At 29.6% G+C, this 17,211-nt stretch carries 14 protein-coding genes; 8 read left to right on the forward strand and 6 right to left on the reverse strand.

Annotation, left to right across the window (positions count from 1 at the left end):
* Nucleotides 1–72: 72 nt before the first annotated feature.
* Together J3U20_RS04295 and J3U20_RS04300 are read left to right on the forward strand one after the other, a co-directional pair.
* Nucleotides 73–1,062: an OmpH family outer membrane protein gene (locus tag J3U20_RS04295; RefSeq protein ID WP_160541771.1), complete on the forward strand. Its 990-nt coding sequence runs from the start codon at nt 73–75 to the stop codon at nt 1,060–1,062.
* Between the two features lie 16 nt (nt 1,063–1,078).
* Nucleotides 1,079–1,603: an OmpH family outer membrane protein gene (locus tag J3U20_RS04300; protein WP_160541772.1), complete on the forward strand. Its 525-nt coding sequence runs from the start codon at nt 1,079–1,081 to the stop codon at nt 1,601–1,603.
* Between the two features lie 161 nt (nt 1,604–1,764).
* Here J3U20_RS04300 and J3U20_RS04305 read toward each other — a convergent pair whose 3' ends face one another.
* Entirely contained in the window at nt 1,765–3,042 is a 1,278-nt protein-coding gene (locus J3U20_RS04305; protein WP_160541773.1) for a UDP-N-acetylmuramoyl-tripeptide--D-alanyl-D-alanine ligase, read from the reverse strand.
* Between the two features lie 323 nt (nt 3,043–3,365).
* On the reverse strand, nt 3,366–4,304 hold the full coding sequence (gene mdh, locus J3U20_RS04310) for a malate dehydrogenase (RefSeq protein ID WP_160541774.1): 939 nt from the start codon (nt 4,302–4,304) through the stop codon (nt 3,366–3,368).
* 155 nt (nt 4,305–4,459) lie between these two features.
* Here mdh and J3U20_RS04315 point away from each other — a divergent pair, with 155 nt between their 5' ends.
* The 3 genes from J3U20_RS04315 (at nt 4,460) to J3U20_RS04325 (ending at nt 7,591) form a co-directional block, all read left to right on the forward strand.
* Nucleotides 4,460–5,176 (forward strand): glycosyltransferase, encoded by a 717-nt coding sequence (locus J3U20_RS04315; RefSeq protein ID WP_160541775.1) that lies wholly within the window; start codon nt 4,460–4,462, stop codon nt 5,174–5,176.
* Nucleotides 5,173–5,838 (forward strand): lipid-A-disaccharide synthase N-terminal domain-containing protein, encoded by a 666-nt coding sequence (locus J3U20_RS04320; RefSeq protein WP_160541776.1) that lies wholly within the window; start codon nt 5,173–5,175, stop codon nt 5,836–5,838. Before J3U20_RS04315 ends, J3U20_RS04320 begins: the two co-directional genes overlap by 4 nt.
* Before the next feature lie 97 nt (nt 5,839–5,935).
* On the forward strand, nt 5,936–7,591 hold the full coding sequence (locus tag J3U20_RS04325; protein ID WP_160541777.1) for an ArnT family glycosyltransferase: 1,656 nt from the start codon (nt 5,936–5,938) through the stop codon (nt 7,589–7,591).
* Between the two features lie 7 nt (nt 7,592–7,598).
* Here the strand turns inward: J3U20_RS04325 and J3U20_RS04330 are convergent, their stop codons facing one another.
* A complete protein-coding gene (locus J3U20_RS04330) occupies nt 7,599–8,354 on the reverse strand; it encodes a Kdo domain containing protein (protein WP_160541778.1) in 756 nt (251 codons plus the stop codon).
* A gap of 155 nt (nt 8,355–8,509) precedes the next feature.
* On the opposite strand from J3U20_RS04330, the gene J3U20_RS04335 reads away from it, so the two are divergent.
* The gene (locus J3U20_RS04335) at nt 8,510–10,978 is read left to right on the forward strand and encodes a tetratricopeptide repeat protein (protein WP_160541779.1); all 2,469 of its coding nucleotides are present in this window, start codon (nt 8,510–8,512) and stop codon (nt 10,976–10,978) included.
* Between the two features lie 294 nt (nt 10,979–11,272).
* On the opposite strand, the gene aspS is transcribed toward J3U20_RS04335, so the two are convergent.
* The 3 genes from aspS to J3U20_RS04350 form a co-directional block, all read right to left on the reverse strand.
* Nucleotides 11,273–13,024 (reverse strand): aspartate--tRNA ligase, encoded by a 1,752-nt coding sequence (gene aspS, locus J3U20_RS04340; RefSeq protein WP_160541780.1) that lies wholly within the window; start codon nt 13,022–13,024, stop codon nt 11,273–11,275.
* A gap of 370 nt (nt 13,025–13,394) precedes the next feature.
* Nucleotides 13,395–14,288 carry a CorA family divalent cation transporter gene (locus tag J3U20_RS04345; RefSeq protein WP_160541781.1) on the reverse strand — a complete coding sequence of 298 codons (894 nt, stop codon included), beginning with the start codon at nt 14,286–14,288 and terminating at the stop codon, nt 13,395–13,397.
* Between the two features lie 255 nt (nt 14,289–14,543).
* Nucleotides 14,544–15,173: an SMI1/KNR4 family protein gene (locus J3U20_RS04350; protein WP_160541782.1), complete on the reverse strand. Its 630-nt coding sequence runs from the start codon at nt 15,171–15,173 to the stop codon at nt 14,544–14,546.
* Between the two features lie 295 nt (nt 15,174–15,468).
* On the opposite strand from J3U20_RS04350, the gene pepE reads away from it, so the two are divergent.
* Nucleotides 15,469–16,182 (forward strand): dipeptidase PepE, encoded by a 714-nt coding sequence (pepE, locus tag J3U20_RS04355; RefSeq protein ID WP_160541783.1) that lies wholly within the window; start codon nt 15,469–15,471, stop codon nt 16,180–16,182.
* 60 nt (nt 16,183–16,242) lie between these two features.
* Nucleotides 16,243–17,211: a type I phosphomannose isomerase catalytic subunit gene (locus tag J3U20_RS04360; RefSeq protein ID WP_160541784.1), complete on the forward strand. Its 969-nt coding sequence runs from the start codon at nt 16,243–16,245 to the stop codon at nt 17,209–17,211.

The following is a 17,211-nucleotide window of genomic DNA, read 5'->3' on the forward strand; positions in this document are numbered from 1 at the left end:
TAATATATTTATAGCAAAATAAAGTTTATAAAAACTTGGTATGATTTTAGAAAAGCCTTATATATAGTTACCATGAAGAAAACATTGACATATGCTCTGCTCTTGCTTTTTAGTTTTGGCATTGCTCAAAAAATGGCTTACGTAGATACGCAGTATATTTTAAAACAATTGCCGCAATATCAACAATCAGAACAAAGACTTGACCATGAAGTTAAAAAATGGCAGGAAGAGATTGTTAACAGACAATCCATGTTAGAAAAACTTCGTATTGAGTATGAGAATGAAAAGGTTTTATTAACAGAGGATCAGCAAAAGTCAAGGTTGATGTCAATTGATAGCACAGATAAGGCGCTTCATGAATTTATTGAAAAAAAATTCGGATCAAAAGGAGAATCAGTCAATTTAAGAATTAATTTGGTTAAACCTATACAAGATCAAATTTGGAATGCAATAAATGCCATAGCTATAAAAGATAAATATAATTTAATCTTAGACAAATCGTCAGATTTAATTATGGTTTATACAGATTCCAAATATGACATCACAGATAAAGTGTTGAAACAATTAGGAATTGCAACCAAAAAGAAAGAGGATAAAAATGGTAAATCATCTTCTATGATATCCAATTCAGATGAAGTTGATGACAAAGAAGTTAAAATTAAAAATGTTAAGAATTCTGATGAAACTGCAATAGATAAAAAAGATAAAGAGTCTACTAAAAAGCAACAAAAATCAGGATGGGGAAGAAAGTATGTTCCTAAAAACAAACAAACTAAAAAGGAACAAATTCAAAAAGAAGAAGTAAATGAAGTTTCTTCTGAAAAAGTAGATGAAGTTTCAGAGGTAAAAAATATAAATAACGTAAAAAGTAAAGATTATCCTAAGGAGGAAGATGTACATGAAATAACTGCACCGGCTCCTAAGAATAAAGAAAGTAAAACAGTAAATAATGAGTCTAAAACTACCATTAAATCGCAACCAAAATCAGGATATGGTAGTAAATATATACCTAAGAAAAAAACTCAAAATAATAATCAAACTAATGATAAAACAAGTAAATAATAAAATTAGAATAAAAATGAAGAAAATCACATTAGTATTCCTCTTAACTGCATTTGTTGGAGCTTTTCAATTAGTTAAAGCTCAAAATATAGCTCATGTTAATTCAATGGAATTATTAAGCCTGATGCCTGAAAAAAAAGCAGCTGATGATCAATTAAAAACATTAGCAGATCAAAAAAAGGCAGAAATTAAAAAACAAGAAGACAGTTTTTCTGCTAAGTATGAAAAAATTCAAAAAGATTTGCAAGGAAAATCACAAGCTGATCTTGAAAAAATGAAAGATCAACTTCAAAAATACGAAGAAGATTTCCAAAAAGATCAACAAAGTCTAGTAGCTTTACGAGAAGAAGCAGCAAAAGCTTTAGATAAAAAACAAGCAGATTTATATGAGCCTATCATGAAAAAAGCACAAGATGCAATTGATAGTGTTGCTAAATCTAAAGGTTACCTTTATGTTTTTGATACTTCTCAACCTTCTCTTTTATATGCTGAAGGACCAAATATTCTAAATGATGTTAAAGCTAAATTAGGAATAAAATAAGAATTAAGATAGAACAAAATAAAAGAGGCTTAATAGCCTCTTTTTTTATATATAAAAACAAAAAATTAGATTAAAACTTTAACATTTATGGTAAAGAATTTATGATGTAATAAACATCTTATATGATAATAATTTACCCAAGAAATTACTCCTAAATAATTTTAAGGTAAAAAATCGATGAGTCTTTCTAAAGCCATGGCGCGAGAACCTTTCAATAAAATATTTTGCGTTGGTAGGGTATGGTTTTTAAGATATTCTCTCATATCATTAGTTGTATGAAATTTTTGAACCCTAGTCGTCGTTGTCTTGGTAGAATAAAAATTTTCACCAACTAAATAAATAAAATCAAAATTTAACTTTTCTGCAAGATTTACAATCTTTTGATGTTCTAAAACCGATTCGCTGCCCAATTCATACATATCTCCAATAATTATAGATTTAGTTCCTTTAAAATGAGAAAAATTTTCTAAGGATACTTCCATACTGCTCGGATTAGCATTATAGGTGTCTAATACTAAAACTACGTTTTCCTTTTCCACAACTTGTGAACGTTGATTTTGAGGGGAATAATTTTCTATTCCTTTTTTAATCGTATTTATATCTATACCAAAATAAAGCCCTAAGGAAAAAGCGGCGCAAATATTTGTAAAATTGTATTGACCGGTAAGTTGAGAATTAATTACAAGGTCTTTATATTGAATGCTAACCCGATGGTTATTTTCTAATAGAGAGAATGTATATGAGCCATGAGAACCGAAAGTTATTTTTTCTATTCCTTGACTCAAGGAAACTTGTAAAGGATCATCGGTATTTATCAGAGCCGTTTTTTTATACTCTCTCAAGAAAGCATAAAGTTCTGATTTTCCTTTAATTACTCCTTCTTTGCCTCCAAAGCCTTCTAAATGAGCTTTACCAAAATTTGTTATATAGCCGATAGTTGGTTGTGAAATACCGCTTAATAATTCAATTTCTTTAAGATGATTGGCCCCCATTTCAATGATAGCAATTTCATGCTCGGGATTTATAGATAAGATGGTAAGCGGCACTCCAATATGGTTATTTAGATTACCCTGTGTGTATAAAACATGAAATTTTTCACTTAAAACGGAAGCTATTAGTTCTTTAGAAGTAGTTTTACCATTACTTCCGGTTAAACCAATAACAGGTATGTTTATTTGATTTCTGTGATATCTTGCTAAATTTTGTAAAGCAACTAAAGAATTTTCAAAATAGAAAATGCCTTTTTCAGGATTTGATACATCAATATCATCTACAACGGCAGCTAAAGCACCATTCTGTATTGCTTGTTCAGCAAATCTATTTCCATCAAAATTATTTCCTTTTAAAGCAAAAAATAAATTGCCTTTTTCAATTTTTCTGGTGTCCGTTGCAATTCCTGAAGATTGCAAAAAAATGGAATATAATTCAATAATTGTCATATATAATCTTCCTGGTTTACTTTGAAATTTACTATACAAAAATAAATAATTGTTAGCTACATAGATCAATAATCATTCTTTAATAATTCAATCATATAAATATAGTCAGAACAAACAAAAGTCGTTTTTGATATATGTTTTATTTAAAAAAAATCAAAAATTTCAAATAAATAAATTTATGAAGCTAACGAACGGTTAATTAGATTGAAATTATTTCTTCTGATTTGTAGTAGAGAATCTGATTATAATATAGATGTTAAATTTATATGAAAAAAAAACAGCTTACTAATAAGCTGTTTTAAATTTATTTAGTTTTTACAACTTTATAGAACCTTCATTTCGTATAAAACATTATTCATATTTCTTACCGCATCAGCTGAAGCTTTAAATTTAGCTTTTTCAGTGTCATTGAGTTCCAGTTCAACAATTTTTTCAATACCGTTTTTACCTAAAACTACAGGTACTCCAATACAAATATCGGTTTCACCATATTCACCGTCTAGGTAAACGGAACAAGGAATTACTTTTTTCTCGTCTCTAATAATAGATTCAACCACTGCAGCTCCGGCAGCCCCGGGAGCATACCATGCTGAAGTTCCTAATAGTTTAGTTAATGTAGCACCACCTACCATTGTATCGGAAGCAACCTTTTCTAGTTTATCTGCAGATAATATTTTTGAAAAAGGTACCCCTTGACAAGAAGCAAAACGAGTTAAAGGAATCATCGTTGTATCCCCGTGTCCCCCTATAACAGTAGCTTGAATATCGTTTTGAGAAGCTCCACTAGCTAAAGATAAGTAGGTTTTGAATCGAGATGAATCCAATGCCCCTCCCATACCAATAACTCTAGATTTAGGTAATCCTAAAGATTTAAGAGCTAAATAGGTCATTGTATCCATAGGATTCGAAATAATTACCAATATAGCATCCGGAGAATATTTTAATATGTTAGTTGCAACGTCTTTAACAATTCCTGCATTAGTACCAATAAGATCTTCACGACTCATTCCTGGTTTTCTGGGAATACCTGAAGTAATCACGGCAACATGAGATCCGGCAGTTTTAGAATAATCGTTAGTACTTCCCGTAATAGTAGTGTCAAATCCTAAAAGTGATGTGGTTTGTGTTAAATCTAAAGCTTTACCTTCGGCAAAACCTTCTTTTATATCAACGATTACTAGTTCGTCAACTATTTCTTTCCTTGCAATGTTATCAGCACAAGTAGCCCCTACGGCTCCGGCGCCTACTACAGTTACTTTCATATTTTTATACTTAATTTATTGTTAATAATCTTCTCAAAGGTATAATAAGTTTAATTATAATAAAATGTCGTTTATCATCTTTTAAAACATAACTCTCCAATTTTAAATTCACTATTTTTTTAATAAATTTGATAATTATTTTACATCCCACATACATGGAATATGAATTAACGGTAATCATACCGGTTTTTAATGAAGAAGATAATCTTGAACGAGTTAAAGAAGAAATGTTGGCATTTCTACATGCTGCTAAGAAAAAGTCAAAAGTACTTTTTGTTAATGACGGTTCTAAAGATTCAAGTCTTTCGGTAATTCAAAAAATTTGCAACGAAAATCAAGAATTCTTTTATATATCATTCGATAAAAATTATGGGTTAAGTGCCGCAATAAAGGCCGGATTTGATTATGCCGATACACAATGGGTCGGATATATTGATGCAGATCTTCAAACATCTCCCATGGATTTCAACATTCTTTTAGATTATGCGGATCAATACCAATTGGTTACAGGAGTTCGATCCAACAGGAAAGACAGTAAAGTTAAAAATCTTTCATCGAAAATTGCGAATGGAATCCGACGTGCTTTTACTCATGACGGGATGGATGATACGGGGTGTCCTTTAAAAATTATTCAAAGTGAATATGCGAAAAAAATTCCGATGTTTAAAGGATTGCATCGTTTTCTACCGGCAATGATATTACTTCAAAACGGGAAAATTAAACAACTTCCGGTGCAGCACTTCGAAAGAATAGCCGGTAAATCCAAATTTCATTTATGGAATCGTCTGATTGGGCCTCTAAGTGATTGCTTTGCTTACATTTGGATGAAAAATAAATATATCAATTATAAAGTAGCTGAGAAAAAAATATGAAAAATATCTTAGCTGAGAATCTTTTTTTTAATGATCTATTTGCAAAGTATTTTACCTTAAGTTTAGGTTTTCTTGCACAAATACTTTTTTCAAGTAGGATGATAATTCAATGGATTTCAGCAGAAAAAAATAAAAAGGTTACTTCTGATCTCATCTTTTGGCAGGTAAGTCTAGTTGCTTCATTCTTTTTATTCGTTTACGGATATTTGAGACATGATTTTTCAATCATGTTAGGGCAATTGATAACTTATTACATTTACATTAGGAATATTCAGCTTCATGATGCCTGGATGAAATATCATGTAGTTTTTAGATATATATTATATTTATTTCCTGTTGTGGCAATTATATTTAGCCTTTGGAACAGTGCTTTTGATTTACATAAACTTTTTAGCAGGCAAAATATACCCTTATGGTTACTAATATGGGGAAGCCTCGGACAAGTTTTATTTACCATGCGATTTATCTATCAATGGATTTATTCGGAAAAAATTAAGAAATCGGAATTACCTATGGGCTTTTGGATTTTAAGTCTTACCGGATCATTGATGATCTTTATTTATTCAATTATCAGAAAAGACCCTGTATTATTTGCCGGGCACATTATAGGAATTATTGTTTATACAAGAAACATAATTATCCTGAAGAAAAGTGATAGTTAAATAAAATAGTTAATAAAATATATTTGACTATTTTTCGATTATATAGTAATGAAAATTTTTTATTTAAAAATATCATTTTAAATAAAATAAAATATGCATGAAAAATAATAACACTAAGCATATAACAATATTGTTTTGCACTTCTCTGATTATATTAGGGGTAAACTTAGGAGTCATGCCGGTTAATATAATGGAGGCACGAAACTTTATCACTGCAAGAGAAATGGTGCAAGACGGACATTGGTTTTTGACTACATTAAACGGAGAACCAAGGTATGAAAAACCACCTCTTCCAACTTGGATGACTGCTTTTTTTGGGTATTTATTCGGATTTCATTCTGTGGCAATTTTACGTATATCCGTAGTTCTTGTGACTATGCTCCTCGTATTTTATATCTATAAATTTTCACTGAAATTAGGGCTTACGGGACAAACCGGTTTTCAAAACGGATTAATTCTATTAACTTCTTTTTACGTTTATTTTGCAGGTAGAGATAATCAATGGGATATTTATTGTCACAGTTTTATGATTGTTTCAATATTTTATCTATGGAATTTATTACGTTTGAAAAACGGTACAATAAAAAATTCAATACTGGGAGGAATTTTTCTTGCCTTTTCCATGCTTAGTAAAGGACCTGTTTCATTATATGCTTTGCTGCTTCCGTTTTTAATTTCTTACGGTTGTATTTATAAATTTAATTTTAAAAATAAAAAGATTCTAAAACCACTATGCATTTATATACTTATTGGTCTTATAGGAGGCCTTTCTTGGTCGGCTTATGTACATTGGATGGATCCGGAACATTTGAATTCAATGGCAAAAAAAGAAACAGCCCGTTGGATTAATGATTATAACTCGAAATCCTTTTTTTATTATTGGAGCTTTTTTACTCAATCCGGAGTATGGACGATATCTTCCTTAGTAGCTCTCTTTTATCCTTATATGAAAAATAAGGTTTCCAACCTTAAAGCCTATCAATTTACCTTACTGTGGACACTATTTTCCTTGCTTTTACTCAGTTTTATTCCGGAAAAAAAAGTACGGTATATTTTGCCCACCTTAATTCCTCTTGCTTTGAATACAGGATTCTATATAGAATTCATTCTTAAGGGAATTAAAAATAAAAAAGATTCTGTGTTGATTAAGATAAACTTTGGGTTATTAGGTTTAGTAGGAATTGTTTATCCTTTGGTAATATATTTATTTTTTAAAGAAAAAATTACGCGACAATCCGATTGGGCATTATACTCATCCCTGGTTTTATTTATAGTAGGAATTAGTATTATGTATTTCCTTATTAAAAAATCTTGGCACCGTGCATTTAATTCAATTATACTATTACAATGTGTGGTTATAATTTTTGTTTTCCCTCTAGCCAAGAGTTTTTTATATAATCCCAATTACAAATCTGTAAAAGATTTGCATAGATTTACTACGAATAAAATGACCTTGTATGATTATAAATACATGTCACCCGAAATTGTTTGGGATTATGAAGATAAGATTCCACCTATTGACAAGGTAGGAATTAGAGATCAATTGGTATTAAAAAATAAAAATTATGTCGGAGTTCTTTGCTTTCAAAAAGATACGGAAAATTTAATTAAAGAATTAAGCTCAATTTATAACGTTAAGAAAGTTTCGTATGTTGATTTAAATACTGTGGCTCCTTCCGGCAAATCATACAAAGAGAGATTAGCTCGTGACTTCCTAATTATTTATAAAAAATCAAATTCAAATCAGGAATAAATGATAGCTATTTAAATATTTTTTTTAAAAAACGTTTAAATTTTGCTTTAGATTCAATTTTACGATTAAATTCTTTTTGATAATGAGCAATTTTAGATTTTACTTCATGTAAAGGATATCCGGAAACCTTAGAATATTCTTCAATTAATAGGTCTAAATAGGGTTGCTCCTTAATATTATTTGATAAACTTTTCATCTTAATATCAAAAGATAACTCTTCATGAAATTCCATTCTGTTTAAATCTACCAAATACATTTCGTAATCGTTATTTTTACGGATAATAAGAGTATTTCCGGGTGTATTATCTTTAATATATACTCCTTTAGTATGAACATAGTAGGAAAACCGAGCAAAGGCTTTCACACATTCAAAACCATCCGGTTGATCATATAATTCACGCAAGGTAAAATCATAGGAAACATATTTTGATATGTAATAACTGGAAGTTAAACCCATGATATCAAAATTTTCAATATAGGCTAAAGGTTCAGGATTTAATATATCTAATTCCAAAAGTTTTGTTCCGTGTTCAAAAGATCTTCTAGCTTTGGATTTTCTAAAATATCGATATACAAATTTATTAATTAAGTGAGGTTTTTTAAAACTTTTAATTGTAATATAATCTCCCTTAAAAGGAACTTTTTTTATAACATTTCTTTCCGGGTTTCCAAGTATTTCATCATAACTATCAAAATTATTGATAATGTTTAATAATTCATCTTTGCTTTCCTGATATTTTTTGTTTAGAATGTATTTGCGCATTTAATATAAAAATTATAATTATTTTTAATAACAAATTTAGCTTATATTTAAGGTTTTATAAGATAAGAGATAATAAGTGAAATAGTAGGCATTTAAAAACAACAAATTTAATAAATTTTCGTTTTTTTATTAGCTTTGTCAATTATAAGAAATAAATGAAGAAAATTATATATTCAATTCTGATTTTAAGCCTTTTGGGAGGCTGTTCAACCAAAAAAAACGGGATAACTCATCGTACATATCATCGGATTACCACATGGAACAATACTTTATTCAACGGCCAAGAAGCATTAAATGAAGAATTGAAATCAAGAAACTCAAGATACAGGGATAATTTTTCTGCCATTTTACCGGTAGAACCGGGTAATCCTTTTGTGGAGGAAAAAGAAAATTCTCTTGATAATTTCTTAGCAAGTTCAGATAATAACACTGCAAATCTATCAGGAGAACTAAAAGATAATTTAAAAAATTTAGATGCCCAAGGAGCCATAAATTCCTTATCTGACGCTTTTGGGAAGATGTTAGGTGCGGGTAATGATTCAAAAGCGCAAGGTTATGACAAAGCTATAGAAAAAGGAAAGAAAGCCATTGAAAAACATTCAATGCTTATAAAAGGAAAAGAATATAATTCCATGATGAGTGAGGCTTATCTTTTATTAGCCAGAGCTTATTATTATAAAAGAGATCCGTTTGAATCTCTTAACTATTTGAATTATATGAATTCAACCTTAGTAAAAAATACTAAAAAAGCTCAAGTTGAAGGTTATATGGCTTTAGCACAAGCACAATCAGGAAATTCTTTTCAAGCAAATGAGATTTATGAAAAACTCATCAATCAAAAATTAAAAAAAAGAGATGCAAAATTTATCTCTAAAATATATTCTCAATTTTTAATTGATGAAAAAAGATATTCAGAAGCTGTTAAAGCTTTAGACGTTGCAAAAAAATATAATAAATGCAATACAAACCAAGCTCGTTTTAGTTTTATTCAAGGTCAATTATCAGAAAAATTGAACGAAAAGGATTTGGCAAGAAACTATTATAATTTAGCTTTTAAGAAAAAATCTACTCCCGAGTTGGAGATCAAATCACAAATTGCTTTATCTAGATTGTATAAAAAAGAGGATAGCTTAGCTTATACGAATAGAATTAAATTTTTAAAAGGGTTAACCAAAAAAGGATTGTACCAATCCAGAAAAAATGAAATATACTATGCAATGGGTCTAACATCCCTAAAAGAAGAAAGAAATAAAGATGCGATGAACTATTTTTTTACCTCTTTAAAAGAGGAAGAGAGTGATCCTCAAATACGAGCATTAGTTTATCAAGAAATAGGAGATAATTATTTTTCAAAACCTGACTATGTCTATGCAAGTGCCTATTATGATAGCGCAATTTCAAGATTTGTTGATCCGGCAATGAAAAGAAAATTAACAGCTAAAAATAAAGTTTTAGGAGAAGTAACCAAAAAATATTACTTAGTAAAAAAGAATGATAGTATTATAACGGTTGCTAAAATGTTACCTGAGCAAAGAAATAATTATTATCAAAAATATATAAATCAACTAAAAGAAAAAGAAGAAAAAGAAAGATTACAACAAGAAAAGAATCAAAGAAGAGAAAATAATACCGAGTTTGCTACCGAATCTTTTGAAAATACAACATCTGCATTTACGATGATTACACCCAATACCAAAGGAAAATGGTATTTTTATAATAATAATCTGAAGCAAGTAGGTCAATCAGAATTTAGAAAACAATGGGGGGATAGAATGTTGGAGGATAACTGGCGAATAAGCAATAAGATTTCTAATTTAGATGATGTTAAAACGCAATTATCGGGTCAATCGGATTCTAAGAATCCTAGACGATTTGAGGTTGAATATTATACAGAAAATTTACCTAAAAGTCAATCAGAAATAGATGTTTTAAAAAATCAGAGAGATTCTGTGGAATTATCATTAGGAATTTTATATTACGATCAGTTACATGATGTAAAATCAGCTACCTCCACTTTAGAACATTTATTATCAACTCAACCTTACAATGAGGAAATAAAAGTTTTGGCAATGTATAACTTGTATCGATTTAATCAAGGAGATAATCAAGTGTTAGCAAAAAAATACTCAGATATAATAACTACCCAATATCCTGATACTAAATATGCTTACGCTATTTTGCATCCTCAAGTTAACGAATTAAAAACTAATTCTTCAGATGCAATCTTGTTTTATGAAAATGCCTATCAAAAATACAAAAACGGTAACTATTCAGAAGTAAAAGACATGGCAAGTGAGGCACTTTCCAAATATCCCAAAGATGAAATTATAGCTAAATTTGCCTTACTTTCCGCTTTTTGTGATGCAAAATTAGGAAATAAAGAAGAGTTTGAACAATCGTTAGAACACATTGCTGTCTTATATAAAGATAAAGAAGAGGGAAAGAAGGCTGCAGATTTATTAAAATTCTTTAAAGATAAAGAAAAGGAAAACAACAAAAAATCTGTAAAAGCCAATGATCCTGAAATCAAAGCTAATGTCCCGGTATCAGAAACAAATTCAATGAATTTGCCTACACTGGAAAATTGGCAAAACAATGACGTGGATATCGATAGTATAGATTAAACGGGTTCGCTTAACTTAGTAAGTATAATTTTTAAAAAGTTGAATTTAGCTAACTAAATGCTATCTACCGGATAATATGATTTAAATCATATAATTATTTAAAATCATTCTAAATAAAAAACATACCTTTGAATTGATAAATGAAAAATTTATTTTATATAAATAAAGTAAAGGAGTAATTTTCACTGTGTGTTCTCACAAAATTGGTTTTATTTTATTTAGTTTATAAAGCAAAATTTTTGGTTACAAAAATTTTGCTTTTTATTTTTTACTAGGGATACTATAAGAATTGATTTATTCTTTGGTTATTTTTAAGTTTAATTCTTCTAATTGTTGCTCATGAATATAGGAAGGAGCATCTATCATAACATCTCTTCCCGAATTGTTTTTTGGAAATGCAATATAATCTCGGATTACTTCTTGTCCTCCTAAAATAGCTACAAAACGATCAAAGCCAAAAGCTATTCCGCCATGAGGAGGAGCACCAAATTTAAAAGCATTCATTAAAAAACCAAATTGAGCTTCGGCCTCTTCTTGAGAAAATCCTAATAAAGAAAGCATTTTTCCTTGTAATTCTTTATTATAGATACGAACGGAACCTCCTCCAATTTCATTACCGTTTAAAACGAGGTCATAAGCATTGGCTCTAACTTCTCCGGGATGGGTATCCAAAAGAGGAATATCTTCAGGTTTTGGAGAGGTAAACGGATGATGCATGGCAACATACCTGTTTTCTTCCTCATCCCATTCAAGTAATGGAAAATCGACAACCCATAAAGGAGCATAAACCTCAGGATTTCGTAAGCCTAAACGTTCAGCCAATTCCATACGTAGCGCGCTTAATTGAGGGCGTACTTTATGAGCTTGCCCCGATAAAATTAAGATCAAATCACCGGGTTGAGCATTTGCTTTTTGTATGACTGCTTTTAATTTTTCTTCAGAATAAAACTTATCTACAGAAGATTTAATACTTCCGTCTTCATTGTAACGTATATATACCAATCCCGAAGCACCTATTTGAGGCCTTTTTACCCAATCGGTCAATTCGTCCAGCTGTTTTCTAGTATAAACAGCACATTTTTCAACATTAATACCAACCACTAATTCCGCTTCATCAAATACTTTAAAACCGCTGTTCTGTAATTCTTCATTGAATTCAATAAATTCCATTCCGAATCGAATGTCCGGCTTATCATTACCGTATTTCTTCATTGCTTCCGCATAAGTCATTCGAGGGAATTTATCAAAAGAAAGATTTTTCAGCTCTTTTAAAAGATGTTTGGTCAAACCTTCAAATGTTCTGAGAATATCTTCTTGTTCAACAAAAGACATTTCGCAATCAATTTGAGTAAATTCGGGTTGGCGGTCAGCACGTAAATCTTCATCACGAAAACACTTAACTAATTGAAAATATTTATCTAGGCCTCCAACCATAAGTAATTGTTTAAAAGTTTGAGGCGATTGAGGCAAGGCATAAAATTGTCCGGGATTCATACGAGACGGAACCACGAAGTCTCTTGCTCCTTCAGGTGTAGATTTTATTAAGACAGGGGTTTCCACTTCAATAAAACCTTCTTGAGATAAATAATTTCTTACCAGTTGAGCAACCTTACTTCTGAAAATTAATTTTTCTTTCACAGGATTACGTCTTATATCCAAATATCTGTATTTCATACGTAATTCTTCGCCTCCGTCCGTCTCATCTTCAATTGTAAATGGTGGAACCAACGATGGATTAAGTATGGATAATTCTTCAACTAAAATTTCAATAGCACCTGTAGGCAAATTAGGATTTTTACTGGATCTTTCAATTACTGTTCCTGAGGCTTGAATAACAAATTCACGACCTAATTTTTTTGCTTTATCAATTAAATCCTTATCGGTTCGTTGTTCATCAAAAACAAGTTGAGTGATTCCATATCGATCGCGTAAATCTATCCAGGTAAGGAATCCTTTATCACGAATAGTTTGGATCCATCCGGCAAGAATTACTTTTTGTCCTATATTTGATTCATTAAGTTCTCCGCAGGTGTTGGTTCTATACATGTTGACAATTTTTATACAAAAATAATTATAATCTGTTGAATAGGAATTAGAAATTTTACGTTAATGTAAAATTTAAAAGGTACTTGATTTATCAACAATTATTTTTTGATTCAGTAGTCTTTTCAATTATTTACTAGGAAAAATAATTAGTTTTGATTCAACCTATAGAAAATTAAAAGAATAACTTTTCATAGTTATTTGACTCGCCAGCATTAAAATCCTCTTGTATTATTTTATCTTATAGATAAAAAAATATTTAAAAACCTTAAATGATTATAAAAAAAGAGTTAAAAGTAAAATTTCACAAATTGGAAATTGTTTTGAGATCGTTATACTTAAATCAAATTAATTGAAATTTTTTGAAAAAGTTTTAAAGCCATTTTTTTTTCTTCAACCAATAATAGATAATCAGGGTAATAATAAACATAATCAATAATATGATCGGATACCCCAATTTAAATTCCAGTTCAGGCATATAATGAAAATTCATCCCGTAAATACCCGCAATAAATGTCAAGGGCATAAAGAATATTGAGAAAATAGTAAGAGTTTTCATTATCTCATTGCTCTTTTGGGAAGATAGGGAAATATATAAATTGAGTAAATTATTGAGGTCGTCTATGACTTGTTCATAAAGAGTTGTTAACTTTAGATATAAATCCTTAGCATCTTGATGGGCAGCCTTTTCTTGCTTAGAGGGTTTAATAGAATTAATCACCTCATCCGAAAGAATTAAAAGTTTAGTACAAAGATTGGTTTTTCTTTTTAAAGAATAAATGCTTTGCAAAACTTTGGAAGAGGGATCTTTTAAAAAAAGTTTATTTTCATAAGATTCCAATCTATTAATAATGTGTAATATGGAATCATTATAAGTTTGTAATACACTTTTTAAAATTTTTATAATCACCATATTTGTCGAGAAAGTTTGTCCCATACTTTGACATTTGTTGGCAATATCATCGATAAAGGGCATTTCAATACGGTGTATAGTAATGAGTAAAGAATCATTAAAAAAAACGGCAATTTTGTTGGAAAGACTTTCAATATTGGTGTCTTTTTTATCGCCTTTATGTACTACTCTTAATATTAGGAAGTTAATGCCATTTTCAGTTTCAAATTTTGGTAAATGATTAGGCTCTAAACTATCTGCAAGATTATAGAAATTAAGATTGCATTTTTCCGCAATTTTTTGCATTTCTTCTTTCGTAGGATTGAGTAGGTCTATCCATTCATAATTGGACTGATTAATTATTTTTACTGCCATTAAATACCTTTTTTGTAAAAGTACTACTTTTAGAAATAAGAATATTCAAAAAATAAATTAAATCATTGCAATTTTAAAAGAATTTTATAAAATAAATTACTAAATAGATAAAACTAAAATACATTATTTACATTTATCTTAATTTTTGGTAATTTGAAAAACAGATTTATATGAAATTTATTACGCATTTGTGGACAATAGATTTGTTTTAATAAATCATAGGTCTAGTAAACCACTTGCGTAGCAAATTGTATATTAAATAATTTCCAATTCATATTTTTGTGCATGCGTAAGGAATGCTTCTTCAGATCTTGCAGAAAAATAAATATCCTCGATTCTTATATTTTCTTTATTGTAAACATACCAAAGTAAACAATCCGGTTTCCAATAAATTTGTAAACCGTTATACCTTACCACATCTTCCCATTCCGTATGGATGAAAATTTCAAAATCTTCTTCTGAAATGTTGGAAATTCCTAAATATTCATATCCACCTTGAGCGCATTGATAATACAACATGACTTTTAAAAATTCAATCAGCGGAATTTGTTCCTCATACCATTCATTTTCATTTAACAGTTGATATACTTTTGGATTAGTATTTTCCGGATCAATTTCAAATCCCCAATAGCATATATTTTGATTTTCTTCTAAAAAAACTATTTTATTATCATCTCTTTGAAGTTGCGTAGGTAAAGCAAAACGATTGAATGATTCCATCAACATTCCATTTTTTCCGGTCATCAAATAAAGATCACGAATAATATCAGGCAGTGTGAAACCCAATTTACTTTCAACTTTATCGAGTTCCGAAGACTTAACTCCGTCACTTTTAGTTAATTTTCTACCCAATAATCGCTCTGCCAAAGAATTAATAGTATACATTTAAATAATTTTTTTCAAAATTATATATAAAATTAAATTGATAAAATGATATTTGTAACCAACAGTAATAAAAATTTAACGAGTTGAAATAACCATATTCTACTTCAAATTTATTTATTCAATTCATAAAATGGAATTTGAGTTAATTTCTAGTTATATTTGACTTTAAAATGTAACAATTTATTACTTGAATTATAACATTAGTTATAGCTATTAACGTTCTCATAATGATTTATTTTAAGTAATAAATAAAGAAAAATTATTTATTTTAATAATGATTGGTAATAGTAAAAAAATGAAGCTTTTATTACTCAGTAATTCCACTAATGTTGGAGAAAAATATCTTGAATTTTCAAAAAAACAAGTACAATCATTCCTGGGTACTGAAAAAATAACTATTATATTTATACCTTTTGCAGCAGTAACTTTCTCGTATGAGGAATACGAAAATAAAGTTAATGAAGCCTGGAAAGAAATAGGTATAGAAGTGAAAAGTATACATCATTTTTCAGATCCAAAAGAAGCGATAGAAAGGGCAGAAGCAATTGTCGTAGGAGGGGGAAATACCTGGAATTTGGTAAAAAAATTACAACAAGAAAAATTACTTTCGCTTATCCAAGAAAGAGTTAAAGAGGGAATACCCTATATAGGTTGGAGTGCAGGATCCAATATTGCATGTCCCAGCTTGAGAACAACTAATGATATGCCAATAGTTGAACCGGAAAATTTCCAAACCTTAAATTTGATCCCTTTTCAAATTAATCCCCATTATATAGATACACATCCTGACGATTTTGGTGGAGAAACCCGTGAACAAAGAATTAGAGAGTTTATAACCTTAAATCATAATTTATATGTAGTAGGATTAAGAGAAGGTACTATGTTGCATTATGAAAATGAAAAGTTAAAGTTGATAGGAGAAAAAACGGCAAGAATTTTTAAATACAATCAACCCATTAAAGAACTGGGCTCTCAAGAAGATTTTGATTTTCTATTTACGTTAAGTTAAATTAAAAATAAGATAAATAAAATTTTAAAATTGTATTTTTGCATATAAATTAACATAAATATGTCACTATATCCATTGGTATTTCAACCTTCCTACCATTACAGAATATGGGGAGGAAATAAACTAAAACAATTCGGTAAAGAAAGTAAGGAAGAAAAACTGGGAGAAAGCTGGGAAATTTCAACTGTTCCGGGATATGTTAGTATAGTTAGCAACGGAAGCCTAAAGGGTAAAAATTTAGACGATTTAATCAAAGAGTATAAAGACCGTTTAGTAGGGAAAAAAGTATATCAGAAATATGGAGATAAATTTCCCTTACTCATTAAATTCTTAGATGCAGCTCAACCCTTATCTGTTCAAGTTCATCCAAATGATGAGTATGCAGCAGCTCACCATCATTCTTTCGGGAAAACGGAAATGTGGTATGTATTGGAGTCAGAGCCCAATTCAGAGATTATATTAGGATTTGAAAAAGGAACAAATAAGACTATTTTCACGGAAAATATTGAAAAAAATACTTTAGATACAATCCTCAGAAAAATACACCCTGACAACGGAAGTGTTATATATATACCGTCCGGTAGAGTTCATGCTATGGGAAAAGGAATTTCAGTAGTTGAAATCCAACAAAATTCAGATGTGACGTATAGAATCTACGATTATGATCGTATTGATAAGGACGGAAAAAAAAGAGAATTACACCTCGATCAAGCTAAAGAGGTAATGGATTATACTTTTGTTGAAGATCCATTTTCATATTATGATAAAGATGCAAAAGAGACAACACTATTAGCATCTCCATATTTTACGGTTTCATCAATGGAAGTTACAGAAAATAAAATTTTAAATAACTTGTCCAATTCATTTCGTATACTGATTTGCTTAGAAGGAGAATGCACCCTATTGAATAAGACCTTACCCGTAACCCTTAAAAAAGGGAATACGGTGTTGCTTCCTGCGGAAGTTGAGAATGTTGAAGTAAAACCCCTTGTACAAACAACAAAACTCTTAGAAGTTCATATAGATTAA

Source organism: Apibacter sp. B3919, from assembly GCF_026537405.1.
In the GTDB taxonomy this organism is placed as follows: domain Bacteria; phylum Bacteroidota; class Bacteroidia; order Flavobacteriales; family Weeksellaceae; genus Apibacter.